Genomic DNA, 14,365 nt, shown 5'->3' with positions numbered 1-14,365 from the left:
CGTCCGCCGCACACCCGGGGCCCCTGTTCCGATCCGCGGACGGTGTAAACGGAAGTAATGCTTCTTAACTCAACCAGTTGAAGGTCCGTCAGGAGTAGACCTAGACTCTCGCCATCTCGGCACCTGTTCGCCTTGTGACCGCCGATACAGCGCCTCATCCGGAGACTTTCACCACGCTTGCCTGGAAGGTGTACGAGTACACCATGGAATTCGCCGTCCTTGGACCTCTTCAGGTCAGCGAGCAGGGGCGTTCCTATACGCCAACAGCCCCCAAACAACGCCAGTTGCTCGCCCTTCTCCTCCTCAATGCCAACCAGGTCGTCTCCACCCGCACCTGTATCGAGGAACTGTGGGAGGACGCCCCGCCGAACTCCGCCCTGTCCACGATCCAGTCCTACGTCCTGCAGCTGCGCCGCGCGCTGGGGAGGATTCCGCAGATCGGCAGTCTGCAGGCGGCCCGGCGCGTGCTGGAGACGCGTGACGGCGGCTACCTGCTGGTCGTCCGGAGCGACGAGCTGGACGTCAACGCCTACACCGCGCTGGTCCGCCAGGGCCGGGTCCAACTGCACCAGGACGACGCCGCCGCCTCCGAGCTGCTCGGCCGCGCCCTGCGGATGTGGCAGGGGTCGGCCCTCTCCGACGTCCAGGTCGGCCCGGTGCTCCGGGCCCATCTGGTCGGTCTGGAGGAGGACCGGATCAGCGTCCAGGAGCAGCGGATCGACGCCGATCTGCGGCTGGGCCGCCACCATGACCTCATCGGCGAGCTGAGCGCGCTCACCACCATGTATCCGACGCAGGAGTACCTGCACGCACAGTTGATGGTGACGCTCTACCGGTCCGGGCGCCGCACCCAGGCGCTGGAGGTGGCGCAGCGGCTGCGGCGGGTGATGCACGACGAGTTGGGACTGGAACCCTCGCCCCGGATCCACAGCCTCCACCAGGCGGTCCTCGCCTGCGACCCGGTGATCGACACCCCCGCGGGCCCCGATTCGGTCCTGGACCTGGCGAGCCGCGCCGAGGCGGCCGGCGCCCGGTGCCAGGGCGGACCGGGGATGTTCGCCGGCGATGGTGGCACCTCCTGGGGACACCCCGGAAGCGCCCCCGGAGGGCACCCTGGGGGCACCCCCAGGAGTAGCTGGGGAAGCTAGCCGGGGAGGGACCGCCGACCCCGGCCGGTAGCGCCCCGGCCGCGCCGCCGGTCCGCCGCGGCCGGTTTTGCCGCCCGGGCGCGGCGGTGTACCGCGACCCTGAGCGCGGCTCGCGGCGCACCGGTGCCGGCGGTGTCCCGCGCCGGAACCGGGTGCGGGGCCGCCGGCCCGTACGGCGCCACGGCGGCCACCGCGTCCCGTGCCGCGCTCACAGCGATTCGATGTGCTCCGCGGCGGCGATCCGGTGGCGGCAGTCGAAGACGTACCGCGCCTCGGCGGCCACCAGGTCGTAGTCGAAGGCGTCGTGGTCGGTGACGACCAGCACCGCGTGGGCCTCGCGCAGTTCCTCCGCGGTGAGGTCGACCCGGGTCAGCCCCGGGATGTCGGGGCTCTCGGTGACATGCGGGTCGGCGGCCCGTACCGTGGCGCCCGCCTCGATGAACATCCGGGCGATCGGCAGCGCCGGGGACTCCCGCACGTCACCGGTGTTCGCCTTGTACGCCAGCCCCAGGATGAGGATGCGGGCGCCGGTGACCGTCTGCCGGCGGCGGTCCAGGCCCCGGGTGAGCCGGCGGACCACGTACTCCGGCATCTGGTTGTTCAGCTCGTCGGCGAGTTCGACCAGCCGGAACCGCTTGCTGAGGGTGCGTTCCACCTTCCAGGAGAGGTAGAGCGGGTCGACCGGGAGGCAGTGGCCGCCGACGCCGGGTCCCGGGGTGAAGCGCATGAAGCCGAAGGGCTTGGTGGAGGCGATGTCCAGGGCGTCCCAGACGTCGACCCCGATCCCCTCGGCGTGTGTGGCGAGTTCGTTGACCAGCGCGATGTTGACGTGCCGGAAGGTGTTCTCCATGACCTTGGCCAGTTCCGCGACGCGCGGCGAGGGGGCGACCACCACCTCCGCGACGATCCGCTCGTAGAAGCCCCGTACCTTCGCCAGCGAGCGGTCGTCGATCCCGGAGACCACCTTGGGGGTGGTCTCGAAGGTCCACCGGGTGTTGCCCGGGTCGATGCGCTCGGGGCTGTAGCCGAGGTGGAAGTCGGTGCCGGGCTCCAGCAGCGAGCCCTTGTGGAGCAGCGGCGCCAGCACCTCCTCGGTGGTCCCCGGGTAGCTGGTCGACTCCAGGATCACGGTGGCGCCGGGGCGCAGCCGGGAGGCGAGCAGCTCGCCGGCCGACTCGATGAAGGACAGGTCCGGCACACCCTCGTGGAGCGGGGTGGGCACGGTGATGACGGCGATGTCGAAGCCCTCGACGTCATCGGGGTCGATGCTGGGGCGGTACGTCCCCCGGTCCAGGATGGCGCGCAGCCGCTCCGCGGGGATGTCCCCCACATAGGACTCGCCGACCGCGAGCTTCTTCACCCGCCGTTCGTCGATGTCGTAGCCGACGACGTGGAATCCCTCCTCGGCTGCTGCGACGGCCAGCGGCAGACCGACGTAACCCTGGCCTATGACGACAAGTTTGGTGGTCATCCGGATCTCCTCAACCCGTAACGACGTGCTGGGACGGGACGCGCTGGTGCTGGGTCGGTTGGCCGGCGGTTCGGCGGAGCCGCTCGGTGCGGGGCGCGGCTCAGTCGAAGAACTCGCAGACCGAGTCGGCGATGTAGGTCACCTGCTCGTCGCTGAGGTGCGGCCAGATCGGGATGGCGAGGTTGTGGTCGCTGGCGTACTGGGCGCCGGGCCACTCGGCGCCCTGCGGGGCCCAGGCGGCGAAGGCGGGCTGGCGGGGCAGCGGCACCGGGTAGTAGACGTGGCTGCCGATGCCCTTCTCGATCAGCCAGGAGCGCAGGTCGCCCCGGCGCCGGACCAGCAGGGAGTAGACGTAGTAGCAGCGCCCGTTGCGGCCGGCCGGCGGGGCGAGGACGCCGCGGTCGGCGAGCGGGGCGAAGCGTTCGGTGTAGTAGTCGGCGATCCGCGCCCGCCGCTCCAGCCGGTCCTCGAATCCTGCGTGCCGGTGGAGCTGGAAGGCGGCGAGGATCTCGTCGAACCGGCTGTTCTGGCCGATCCGGTGGTGCAGGAAGCGGTTGACGCCGTCCTGGCCGTGGTTGCGGAGCATGCGCACGGTACGGGCCAGCTCGGGGTCGTCGGTGAGGACCACGCCGCCCTCACCGGCCGTGCCGAACGCCTTGACCTGGAAGAAGGAGAAGACGCCCAGGTCGCCCCAGCGACCGGAGGGGACCCCGTCCAGCACCGCGCCCTCGGCCACCGCCGCGTCCTCGATGACCTTGATGCCATGGGCTCGGGCGATCTTGTTGATGCGCGGCATGTCGGCCATGATCGAGAACACATGGGCGGGCATCACGGCCCGGGTGCGCTCGGTGATCAGCTTCTCGACGGAGTCCGGGTCGATGACCATGGTGTGCGGGTCGACGTCGGCGAAGACCGGGGTGGCACCGAGGTTGGCGACCGAACTCGCCACCGGCTGGCAGCAGAAGGCGGGCACGATCACCTCGTCGCCCGGGCCGACACCGAGCGCCTGGACGGCGAGGTTGAGGCCGCCGGTGCCGCTGGAGCAGGCGATGACGTGCTCGGCGCCGGTGCTGGCGCGCAGCTCGTCCTCCAGCTCGGCGGTGCGCCGGCCCAGGATGAACTTCTGCTCCGGGTCGGTGCCGACCTCGTACAGCAGCTCCTTGAAGGCCCGCCGGTCCTGCTCGAAGAGGTCCGGGGGGAAGAACGGGATGGTCATCGTCACTGCCTCCCGGCGTAGAAGTCGGAGATCGCGGAGCACACGGTGTCGACGCCGGCCTCGTCGAGGTCCGGGTAGAGCGGGAGCGCGAGGGTGCGCTCGCAGGCGGCCTCGGCGTGCGGGAAGGCGCCGGGCCGATGGCCGGGGCGGTCGGCGTAGACGGGCTGGAGGTGCAGCGGCCTGGGGTAGTACGTCTCGGTGCCGATCCCGCGGGCGGCGAGGTGGGCGACGAGCTCGTCACGCCGCTCCACCTCGATGAGGTAGACGTAGAAGACCGGGTCGACGGGGACCTCGCGGGCCACCAGCCGGGGCACCGCGGTGACGCCGTCGGCGCCGGTGAGCCGCTCGGTGTAGGCCTCGGCCAGCTCCCGGCGGCGGGCGATGTCCTGGTCGAGGCGGCTCAACTTGGCCATGAGCACGGCCGCCTGGACGTCGTCCATCTTGCTGTTGGTGCCGGAGATCCCGGAGAGGTTGGAGATCCCCGCGATGTGGTCGATGGTCTTGCCCATCCGACCGTGGTGGCGCAGCACACCGGCCTGTTCGGCGATCTTCGGGTCGTCGGTGAGGATCATCCCGGCGTCACCGAGCGCGCCCAGGGTCTTGGTGGGGAAGAAGGAGAGGACCCCGCCGGCCCCCAGGAGCCCGGCGTGGGTGCCGTCCCAGCGCATCCCGATGCCTTCGGCGCTGTCCTCCAGCACGGTCAGTCCGCGGCGTTCGGCGAGCGCGGTGAGGGCGGCCATGTCGGCGGGCTGGCTGAAGAGGTGGACCGGCATGATGGCGCGGGTGCGTTCGCTGATCGCCGCCTCGGCACTGGCCGCGTCCATGCCGTAGTCGCCGTCCGCGGTGATGTCGGCGAAGACCGGGGTGGCGCCCGTCATGCTCACCGCGGAGGCGGAGGCGAAGAAGGTGAAGGTGGGGACGATCACCTCGTCGCCGGGGCCGATGCCGGCCGCGCGCAGCAGGATGACCAGGGCGTCGGTGCCGCTGTTGACGGCCACGGCGTGCCGGGCGCCGGTGTATTCGGCGATGGCCCGTTCCAGTTCCGCGACTTTCCGGCCGTGTGAGAACTTCCCGCGGTCGAATACGTCGTCGATGTGCCGGTCGAGGAGCGGCCAGAGTTCCTTGAAGGATTGCGACTGGTCGAAGAACGGAACGGGCGGGCTGGATTTCTCGGTTGGCGTGGTCGGCATGGCGATGACGCTACGAAAGAGCGCTGTTCCGCCGCTACGGACAAGAAATTGCCGGGTCGACGCGGAACGACCGGACCCGACTGGCAGTCACGGGTCATGCGGCGGTGCGCACCGCCTTCCGGCCGGGTGCGGCCGGATACGGCGCGGCCCCTGGCCCGACATGCGTCGCGCCAGGGGCGGTTTCGGCTGCGCAGGCCCTTCCCGGGGTCGGTGCGGCCGGCTCCGGGAGGGGCCTGTCGGGTCCGCTAGGCGGCCGTGACGACCGGGGATCCGGAGGCGACCCCGTTGCGCTCCATCTCCTCCGCGATCTTCATCGCCTCGTCGATGAGGGTCTCCACGATCCGGGATTCCGGGACGGTCTTGATCACTTCGCCCTTGACGAAGATCTGCCCCTTGCCGTTGCCCGAGGCCACGCCCAGGTCGGCCTCGCGCGCCTCACCGGGACCGTTGACCACACAGCCCATCACCGCCACCCGCAGCGGCACCTCCATGCCCTCCAGCCCCGCGGTGACCTGGTCGGCCAGCTTGTACACATCCACCTGGGCGCGTCCGCAGGACGGGCAGGAGACGATCTCCAGGCGCCGCTGCCGCAGGTTGAGCGACTCCAGGATCTGGGCGCCGACCTTGACCTCCTCGGCCGGCGGCGCGGACAGCGAGACCCGGATGGTGTCGCCGATCCCCTCGCTGAGCAGCGCCCCGAAGGCGACCGCCGACTTGATGGTGCCCTGGAAGGCCGGGCCGGCCTCGGTGACCCCGAGGTGGAGCGGGTAGTCGCACTGGGCGGCGAGCTGCCGGTAGGCGTTCACCATCACCACCGGGTCGTTGTGCTTCACCGAGATCTTGATGTCCCGGAAACCGTGTTCCTCGAAGAGCGAGCACTCCCACAGCGCCGATTCCACCAGCGCCTCCGGTGTCGCCTTTCCGTATTTCTCCAGCAGCCGCTTGTCGAGCGATCCGGCATTCACCCCGATACGGATCGGGACGCCGGCGTCGGAAGCGGCCTTGGCGATTTCCTTCACCTTGTCGTCGAACGCCCGGATGTTCCCGGGGTTGACCCGCACCGCCGCGCATCCGGCGTCGATCGCGGCGAAGACGTACTTGGGCTGGAAATGGATATCCGCGATCACCGGGATCTTGGACTTCTTCGCGATCTGCGGCAGCGCTTCGGCGTCGTCCTGGGAGGGGCAGGCGACCCGTACGATCTGGCAGCCGGCCGCGGTCAGCTCCGCGATCTGCTGCAGGGTGGCGTTGACGTCGGCGGTCAGGGTGGTCGTCATGGACTGCACCGAGATCGGCGCGTCGCCCCCGACGGCGACCGGTCCCACATGGATCTGGCGGCTGGCGCGACGCGGGGCCAGCCGCGCCGGGACGGACGGTGTTCCCAGGGAAACGGCGGTCACGAGACATCCTTCAGTCGGGGTACGCCGGTGGGCGCCGGCGTACCGCTGTTCTCCATGCTGATGGCGAGGGCCAGGTCGGCGGCGGTGAGGCCGGATTCGGCGAGGACTTCGGCGCGGCTCCCGTGGTCGAAGAACTTCTGGGCCAGGCCGTGCACCTGGACCGGGGTGTTCACGCCCGCGTCCCGGACCGCCTGGGCGATGGCGGTACCGACGCCGCCGACCCGGCCGTTGTCCTCGACGGTGACGACCAGTTGGTGTTCCGCCGCGAGCCGCACCAGGGCCGGGTTGACGGGCTTGACCCAGCAGGGGTCCACCACGGTGGTGCCGACCCCCTCGGCGGCGAGCCGCTCGGCGGTGGCGAGGGCGACGTCCGCCATCGCCCCGATCGAGACGAGCAGCACCTCGGGGGAGGTACCGGGCGCGGGGCGGGCCAGGACGTCCATTCCGGCGATGGTGGCGACCGGCTCCACGTCCCGCGCGACGGTGCCCTTGGGGAAGCGGACCACGGTCGGCGCGTCGGAGACCTTCAGCGCCTCCCGCAGTTGGCGGCGCAGCCGGCCGGCGTCGCGCGGCACGGCGATCCGCAGGCCGGGGACGACCTGGAGGAAGGACAGGTCCCACATGCCGTTGTGGCTGGGCCCGTCGTTCCCGGTGGCGCCCGCCCGGTCCAGGACGAAGGTGACCGGGCAGCGGTGCAGGGCGACGTCCATCAGGACCTGGTCGAAGGCGCGGTTCAGGAAGGTGGCGTACACCGCGACCACCGGGTGGAGGCCGCCCATGGCGAGGCCGGCTGCCGAGGTCACCGCGTGCTGCTCGGCGATCCCTACGTCGAAGACCCGGTCGGGGTAGGCGTCGGCGAAGCCGTCGAGGCCGACCGGTTGGAGCATCGCGGCGGTGATCGCCACCACGTCCGGGCGCTCGGCCCCCACCGAGACGATCTCCTTGGCGAAGACCGAGGTCCAGGAGGGTCCGGCGGGGGCGGCGGCGCCGCTCTTCACCGCGCCGATGGCGTGGAAGCGGTCCAGCTCATGGGCCTCGGCGGGGGCGTGGCCGTGGCCCTTGCGGGTGATGCAGTGGACGATGACCGGCCCGCCGAAGGACTTGGCGCGGCGCAGCGCGGTCTCCATCGCCTGCACATCGTGCCCGTCGACGGGTCCGACGTACTTCAGGCCCAGGTCCTCGAAGAGGCCCTGCGGGGCGACGAAGTCCTTCAGCCCCTTCTTGGCGCCGTGCAGCGCCTCGTAGATCGGGCCGCCGATGGGGCGGTCGCGCAGCCGGTCCTTGCCCCACTGGAGGAACCGCTCGTAGCCGCGGGTGGTGCGCAGGGTGGTGAGGTGGTCGGCGAGCCCTCCCCTGGTGGGGGCGTAGGAGCGGCCGTTGTCGTTGACCACGATGACCAGCGGCAGGTCCTTGGCGGCGGCGATGTTGTTGAGCGCCTCCCAGGCCATGCCGCCGGTGAGGGCGCCGTCGCCGATCACCGCGACGACATGGCGGTCGGTGCGGCCGCGTAGCCGGTGGGCCTTGGCGATGCCGTCGGCGTAGCTGAGCGCGGTGGAGGCGTGGCTGTTCTCGATGATGTCGTGCTCGGACTCCTGCCGGCTGGGGTATCCGGAGAGCCCGCCGCGGCTGCGCAGCCGGGAGAAGTCCTTCCGCCCGGTGAGCAGTTTGTGGACGTACGCCTGGTGGCCGGTGTCCCACAGCAGGCGGTCCCGCGGGGAGTCGAAGGCCCGGTGGAGGGCGAGGGTCAGTTCGACCACGCCGAGGTTGGGGCCGAGGTGGCCGCCGGTGCGGGTCACCGCTTCGACCAGGAAGTCGCGGATCTCCACGGCGAGCTGGTCGAGTTGGGCGACGTTGAGGTTCCGTATGCTCTCGGGCCCGGTGACGTTCTCGAGCAGCGGCCTAGCCAAAGCACACCCCCATGGTCGGCTTGAGCCCGAGGTCCGGGCCGGTGGTCGTGCGGTCGACGGCGATCAGCACGTTGTAGTGGTTGGGGAAGTGGCAGGCGTCGAAGCCCAGGACGGTGCCGACGAGCTGCCCGTCGATCCGTACCTCGTCGCCGCGGTCGATGACGCCGCCGGACTCGATCTCCACGAAGCCGAGGAAGCCGACCCGGTCGACGACGGCGCCGGGGGTGGGGTCGTGCTGGTCGGTGGTGACCAGCTCGTGGATCTCCTCCCGGCGCACGCAGCGGCTGGCGTACTCCTCCAGCACCATGCCGCGGTCCTCCCGGCGGTGGACGAGGACCTTCACCAGGCTGCCGAAGACCGGGCGCTTGGCGCCGTCCTCCGCCGGGTTCACGACCGGGCTCCGGTGGTCGGCGCCGCCTGGCGCGGCTGGGTTCGGGCGGAGTCCGCGCCGTACCCGGGGCGGGCCTCGGCCTCCCGCCGGTAGACGTCGGCGACCAGTTCCAGGGCGGCGATCCCGCCGGCGGCGCGGTCCTCGCCGGACCGTACGGCGTCGGCGAACTCGCGCAGCACCCCGGCGTACTCGTGCCAGAGCGACTGCTTGAAGCCCTGGTGGCCGCCGAGCATGTCGGCGGCCAGGTGGGTGCCGTCGGCGAGGGTGACCTCGATGTCCTTCCGTTCGCCCGGGTAGGACCAGTCGAGCAGGACCTGTGCGGTGGCGCCGGCGGCCGAGCGCAGTTGGACGGTGGCCTGCCGGTCGATGCCGTCCCGGTCCCGGACCACGGCCGCGGCCGTCACCTGAGTGGGGCCGATGAACTGGCGCACGGTGTCGAAGGCGTTGGGGCCGTTGTCGGCGACGCAGCCGCCGCCGCAGCGCTCGGGGTCCAGGTACCAGTGGTCGGTGCCGGCGTGCTCCTCGATCGTCTCCAGGTAGCGCACGGTGAGCGACTCGATGGGGGATCCGTGCTCCCGCACCCGCTCCAGCAGGGCGAGGGCGTTGTCGTTGTAGCGGCGGTGGAAGGAGGTGAACAGGACCAGGTCGGCGTTGCGCGCGGCGCGGACCAGCGCCCGGCCGTCCTCGACCCGGGTGGCCAGCGGCTTCTCCACGCAGACCGGGAGGCCGGCGGCGAGCAGGTCGCCGCAGACCTGGGCGTGCACGTCGTTGGGTACGTTGACGACCACCGCGTCCAGCTCCGCCTCGGCGATCATCGTCCGGTGGTCGGTGTAGCAGGCCGCGCGCCCCTGGAACGGGGCGAGGGCGTCGGGGCGCAGGTCGCAGACGGCGGCCAGTTCCACGCCGTCGACCTCCTCGAAGGCGGCCACGTAGAAGCGTGAGATGACGCCGAGGCCGACGATGCCGATCCGCAGGGTGCTGTGGTGTCCGGTCACAGGTCTTCTCCCCCGGTCCGCGGTGCCGGCGCCGGGATGCCCAGGGTCTCGGCGACGGTGCGGACCTCGTTGTAGAGGGCCGGGGTGAGTGCCACGCCGGCCCGGTGTCCCTCGGCGATCAGGGCGGCCTCGCGGGTGCCGGGGTAGGCGACCGGCACCCCCTCGCGCTGCGGTGGGCAGTCGAGTAGGGCCTGGAACATCCCGCCGGCCTGGCCGAGGAAGCCGTCGAGGGGGCGGAGTGCCCCGGGTGCCACGACCAGGGCCAGGAAGCCGATGTCGTCGTCGCGTCCGGTCGGCCCGCCGGTGCCGGCGTGCGCCTCGGCGGCGGGGCCGAGACCGGCGCCCGGCACCAGGGCGGCGAGCACCTCGACGAGCAGCGCGAGGCCGTACCCCTTGTAGGCGCCGGTCTCCGGGCGTCCGCCGAGCCAGAGCGGGAAGCCCTCTCCCCGGTCGAGCGCGCCGGGGTCGGTGACCGGGTGCCCCTCGGCGTCCTCCATCCATCCCTCGGGGATGGTCCGGCCGGCCCGTTCGGCCTCGCGGATCTTCCCGGTGGGGACCGCGGTGGTGCTCATGTCGAGGACGAACGGCGCCAGTCCGGGGCCCGCGGGGGCGGCGATGCTCATCGGGTTGGTGCCGAGCATCGCGCACCGCCCGCCCGGCGGCCTGGCTATCCGCTGCCCGCCGCAGTTGGAGGCGAGGATGCCCACCATGTCGCGCTCGGCGATCCTCAGGGTGTGGTGTCCGGCGCAGCCGAAGTGGGTGGCGTTGCGGACCGACACCAGCCCCACCCCGTACTCGGCCGCCCGCTCGGCGGCGAGGTCGAGGGCCTCGCCCGCCTGCCACAGGCCCAGCGCCTGGTGGGCGTCGAGGAGCACCGAGGCGCCCCGGTCGGCGAGCACCTCCGGCTCGGCGTCGGGCACCGCGCGCTTCTGGTCGAGCAGCGGCAGGTAGAGCCGGGTGAGGTTGGCCAGGCCGTGCGAGCGCATGCCGGCCAGGTCCCCGTAGATCAGGGCCTCGGCGGCGCGGTGTGCGCGGTGCGGCGGCAGGCCGCGGGCGGTGAACACCCCGGTGGCGAAGGTGAGCAGTCGGTCGTGGGAAACCCGCACGGGGGCTTCGGCGGCGTCGTGGGTGGCTGGTGTGGGAAGGGTGGTCGTCATGATGATCCGTCCATGGACTGGGCGAGACGCGGTGTGGGGTGCGGTTCGGTGGGCTGGGCGCCGCGGGTGCCGGCATCGTGCGCGGTGTACGGGCCGGAGTGCCGCTCGGCGTGGCCGGCGGCCTCGCGGGTGAAGTGCCGCAGCAAGGCGGCGACCGAGGTGGCGAACCCTTCGAGGTCCTCGATGTCGGCGTACTCCCCGTCGGCGTGGGCGTTGTTGGCGTCCAGGTCGCCGGGGCCGAGGACCGCGGTGTAGGCGCCGGGCACCCCGTGCATCCAGATGGCGTCGCAGGTGCACGCCGGGTCGGTGGGCGGGGCGTAGGGCAGCCCCGCGGTGCGGCCCAGCAGCCGCTCGGCCCAGGGGTCCTGGTCGTCGAGGGCGGGCAGTCCGCGCTTGAGCCACCGCAGGGCGGTGACGCGGTCGGCCTCGGTGGCGGTCCGGGCGAAGTCCGCCTGGTCGGCGAAGCGTTCGGTGAAGGCGGCGAGGCCGGCGTGCAGCTCGCGCTCCAACTCCGCCTGGAGAGCGCTCCCGGCGGCGGTGGTGCCGTAGGCGAGGTTGAGCAGCAGCCGGCCGCTGCCGTACACCTTGTTGTGCAGGTCCCCGGTGTGCAGTCCGGCCACGCAGACCCGGCCGCCGTCGACCCGCCCGGGCAGCCGCTCGGCGAGGTGCTGGGCGAGGAAGCCCAGCAGCACCGTGGCGTTGTGCCCGCCGCCGGGCATGTCGTCGATGGAGTCGGTGCCCGCGACGGAGATCTGCGCGGTGGCGGCGGCGGTGGACCGGGGCACCAGCCGGGAACGGGTGGGCTCGCAGAAGATGTTGATCCGCCCGGTGTGGCCGGCCTCCACCAGGGGGCGGGTGCCGAAGACCCCCATCGCGCCGCCCTCCTCCCCGGAGACCAGCTGCACCAGGACACCGGTGGTCTCGCCCAGGCCGGGCACGGTGGCGACCGCCTGCCGCAGCCCGGCCAGGAGCGCGACGGCCGGGCCCTTGGCGTCGATGGCGCCGCGGCCGTGGAAGCGGCCGTCCCGGTAGGCCGGGGGCTCCCAGCCCGCCACCGTGTCGAGGTGGACGTTGAACATCACGGTGCGTTCGGTCGGCAGGGCGGGGCCCAGCCGCAGCACCATGCTGGGCTGGCAGGCGAGGAAGTCCGGCATCGTGGCCGCCGCCTCGCGGACGGTTTCCGGCACCCCCTCGCGGTCCAGCACGCGGGGGTCGGGGGCGGCGTGGTGCACCGTGCCGAAGCCGATCGCGGCGGCGGCCTCGGCGAAGGCGCGCTGCGCCTCCCACAGCTGGGGGCGGGGCCCCTCGGCGCCGGTCTCCAGCGGTCCCGCGGTGCGCAGCTCGATGAGGTCCAGCAGGAGTCGGCGCTCGGCGGGCAGCAGCGCCACCCGCCCCGCGGCGCGGGCGCCGTCCCGGCCGCCGGGCGCGGTGCCGGGTGGCGCGCCGAGGGTGGGGCGGGGGGCTGTCATACCGCCACCTCGCGGCCCTCGGCAGCCGTGGCCAGCCGGTCGGCGAGCCGCTCCAGCTCCTGGCCGTAGGCGATGAAGGCGCCCAGCACCTCGTCGCCGGACAGGGCGATCGACTCGTGCGGGCGTACGTTGATATGCGGCTCGATCGACCACACCCCGGTGTAGCCGTGGTCGAGCAGCAGCCGCAGGGCGTCGGAGACCCGGCAGACGCCGTGCCCGGGGAGGGTGTAGCGCACGTCCTCGGCGGTGCCCGTGGCGTCCTTGATGTGCACATGTGCGATGTGCGGGGCGATCTCGGGCAGCAGGTCGTAGGCGTCGTAGCCGTACGCCACTCCGTTGCCGACGTCGTAGAGGAGTTTCAGCGCCGGGCTGGCGACCCGGTCGAGGAGTTCCAGCATCCGGTCGGCGCGGGTGCCCGCCCAGCCGGCGCAGTTCTCGTGGAGCAGCACCAGACCGGCGTCCTCGGCGCGGGCGGCGAGTTCGGTCATCCGGGCGAGCACCTCGGCCCGCCAGCGGTCCTGAGGCAGGCCGTCGTTGGGGTAGGACATCACGCGGATCCGGTCGGTGCCCAGCCGAGCGCAGCGGGTGGCGAGGATCTCCAGCTCGCGCAGGTCGAGCTCGAAGTCCCCGGTGATCGGGCGCGCCCAGTTGGCGATCCGGGAGTCGACGCAGGTGACGCCGAGTCCGGCGGCGGCGAGTTCCGCGGCGGTCCGCTCGAAGGCGGCCTCGTCGAGGTCGGCCAGCGCGGTGCCGTCGACGGTCCGCAGCTCCACGGTGTCCCAGCCGAGGGCGGTGAGGGCGGCGATCTGGGTGGCGAGCGGGGCTCCGGCCTCGTCGCCGATGCCGCTCAGCCGGATGCCGGGGGGAAGGCGGAGGGGCCCGGGTCCGTCGGGCCGCGGGGCTTGGGTTTCAGGCGACATGGCGGTGTTCCTCTCCGGTCGCGGTGGTGGCGGCCGTGGATCCGTCGGCCGTGCCGGCCGTGCTGTTCGCGGGGTCCGCTGGATCCGCGGTGGCGGCGCGGTGCTTGGCCCGCTCCAGTACGTCGACCACCCGCGCCTGGAGTTCGAAGTCGTCGGTGAAGTCGGCGCCCTCGGCGAACCGCCGGTAGACCTGGTGCAGACAGGCGTCCAGCGCCTCGTCGGGGAAGACCTCGTGGCGTTCGGGGCGTCCGGTGGGGGCGATCCGCAGGTGCGCGTACGGGTCCTCGCCGCTGACCGGGTAGTGGCCGACCGCGGTGCCGGCCTCGAAGTCCAGGACGATGCTCCGCTCCCGTAAGGGTGAGGCGAGGTCGGTGGCGATACGGCTCACCGCCCCGCCGTGGTGGCGGAGGGTGAGTTCGGCGGTGCCCATCCGCGGGATGACGGTGGTGTCGGTCCGGGCGTCGGTCCACGACGCCCGCTCCACCTGGGCCGCACCGGCCAGCCGCAGCGCCACTCCCACCGAGTGCGGGAGTTCCACGTCGAAGGCGGTGGGGTGGCTGGGTGTGGCGAGGGACCGGCGCAGCCGGGGCTTGCGCTGGTGGATGGTGATCCGGCGCAGTCCACCGAGGCCGCGGGAGGTGACGATCCGCTCCAGCCGCTCGGTGAGGCCGCTGTGCAGCCACGGGGCGACCACCGCGAGCCGCAGCCCGTACCGGTCGCGCAGGTCCCGCAGCGCGTCGACGGTCGCGGCGCCGGTGCCGATCGGCTTCTCCACCAGGTAGCGGCGGAAGCCGAGTTCGGCGAAGGCGGCGATGACCTCCACCCGCTCGGTCGGCGGGGTGCAGACGTGGACGACGGTGGTGTCGGGGTCGAGGTGGGTGCGGGCGGCCTCCGGCGACGGCACGGTGAGCAGTCCGGGCACCGACGTGCCGTCGGACAGCGGTGCGATGTCGTAGCCCAGGGGGGAGGCCGGTGCGAACAGGGCCCCCGCGCCCGCCTCGCGGTCCGACTGGCGAAGCCTGCGGAGCACGGGCAGATGGAGTTCTCGCCCGGAGCGGCCGAGCCCGACCAGCAGTGTGTGCAACATCGGGAACTCCTCGG

At 72.5% G+C, this 14,365-nt stretch carries 12 protein-coding genes; 1 reads left to right on the top strand and 11 read right to left on the bottom strand.

The window, feature by feature from the left end; genetic code table 11:
- The first annotated feature begins 203 nt into the window (after positions 1 to 203).
- Positions 204 to 1,148: an AfsR/SARP family transcriptional regulator gene (locus E4099_RS00900; protein WP_135336933.1), complete on the top strand. Its 945-nt coding sequence runs from the start codon at positions 204 to 206 to the stop codon at positions 1,146 to 1,148.
- 208 nt (positions 1,149 to 1,356) lie between these two features.
- Here E4099_RS00900 and E4099_RS00895 read toward each other — a convergent pair whose 3' ends face one another.
- From E4099_RS00895 to E4099_RS00845, 11 genes are all read right to left on the bottom strand, one after another.
- Positions 1,357 to 2,619 carry a nucleotide sugar dehydrogenase gene (locus E4099_RS00895; protein ID WP_135336932.1) on the bottom strand — a complete coding sequence of 421 codons (1,263 nt, stop codon included), beginning with the start codon at positions 2,617 to 2,619 and terminating at the stop codon, positions 1,357 to 1,359.
- Between the two features lie 100 nt (positions 2,620 to 2,719).
- On the bottom strand, positions 2,720 to 3,835 hold the full coding sequence (locus tag E4099_RS00890; protein ID WP_135336931.1) for a DegT/DnrJ/EryC1/StrS family aminotransferase: 1,116 nt from the start codon (positions 3,833 to 3,835) through the stop codon (positions 2,720 to 2,722).
- Between the two features lie 2 nt (positions 3,836 to 3,837).
- Positions 3,838 to 5,025 (bottom strand): DegT/DnrJ/EryC1/StrS family aminotransferase, encoded by a 1,188-nt coding sequence (locus tag E4099_RS00885; RefSeq protein ID WP_135336930.1) that lies wholly within the window; start codon positions 5,023 to 5,025, stop codon positions 3,838 to 3,840.
- A 245-nt stretch (positions 5,026 to 5,270) separates the two neighbouring features.
- Positions 5,271 to 6,425, bottom strand: coding sequence for a flavodoxin-dependent (E)-4-hydroxy-3-methylbut-2-enyl-diphosphate synthase (ispG, locus tag E4099_RS00880; RefSeq protein ID WP_135336929.1), 1,155 nt, complete (start codon positions 6,423 to 6,425; stop codon positions 5,271 to 5,273).
- Complete coding sequence (gene dxs, locus E4099_RS00875) at positions 6,422 to 8,332, bottom strand: 1-deoxy-D-xylulose-5-phosphate synthase (RefSeq protein ID WP_135336928.1); 1,911 nt, start codon at positions 8,330 to 8,332, stop codon at positions 6,422 to 6,424. The genes ispG and dxs overlap by 4 nt, the downstream gene beginning before the upstream one ends.
- Entirely contained in the window at positions 8,325 to 8,723 is a 399-nt protein-coding gene (locus tag E4099_RS00870) for a DUF6917 domain-containing protein (protein ID WP_135336927.1), read from the bottom strand. Before E4099_RS00870 ends, dxs begins: the two co-directional genes overlap by 8 nt.
- The gene (locus E4099_RS00865) at positions 8,720 to 9,718 is read right to left on the bottom strand and encodes a Gfo/Idh/MocA family protein (protein ID WP_209446491.1); all 999 of its coding nucleotides are present in this window, start codon (positions 9,716 to 9,718) and stop codon (positions 8,720 to 8,722) included. Before E4099_RS00865 ends, E4099_RS00870 begins: the two co-directional genes overlap by 4 nt.
- A complete protein-coding gene (locus E4099_RS00860) occupies positions 9,715 to 10,875 on the bottom strand; it encodes an Ldh family oxidoreductase (protein ID WP_135336926.1) in 1,161 nt (386 codons plus the stop codon). Before E4099_RS00860 ends, E4099_RS00865 begins: the two co-directional genes overlap by 4 nt.
- A complete protein-coding gene (locus tag E4099_RS00855) occupies positions 10,872 to 12,344 on the bottom strand; it encodes a M20/M25/M40 family metallo-hydrolase (protein WP_135336925.1) in 1,473 nt (490 codons plus the stop codon). The genes E4099_RS00860 and E4099_RS00855 overlap by 4 nt, the downstream gene beginning before the upstream one ends.
- The gene (locus E4099_RS00850; RefSeq protein WP_135336924.1) at positions 12,341 to 13,264 is read right to left on the bottom strand and encodes a sugar phosphate isomerase/epimerase family protein; all 924 of its coding nucleotides are present in this window, start codon (positions 13,262 to 13,264) and stop codon (positions 12,341 to 12,343) included. The genes E4099_RS00855 and E4099_RS00850 overlap by 4 nt, the downstream gene beginning before the upstream one ends.
- Complete coding sequence (locus tag E4099_RS00845) at positions 13,254 to 14,351, bottom strand: Gfo/Idh/MocA family oxidoreductase (protein ID WP_167828248.1); 1,098 nt, start codon at positions 14,349 to 14,351, stop codon at positions 13,254 to 13,256. Before E4099_RS00845 ends, E4099_RS00850 begins: the two co-directional genes overlap by 11 nt.
- Positions 14,352 to 14,365 lie beyond the last annotated feature (14 nt).

The sequence above is a fragment of the Streptomyces palmae genome (assembly GCF_004684805.1).
Lineage (GTDB): Bacteria > Actinomycetota > Actinomycetes > Streptomycetales > Streptomycetaceae > Streptomyces > Streptomyces palmae.
Note: the sequence above shows the minus strand (reverse complement) of the source record. Positions and strands in the feature narration are given on the sequence as shown.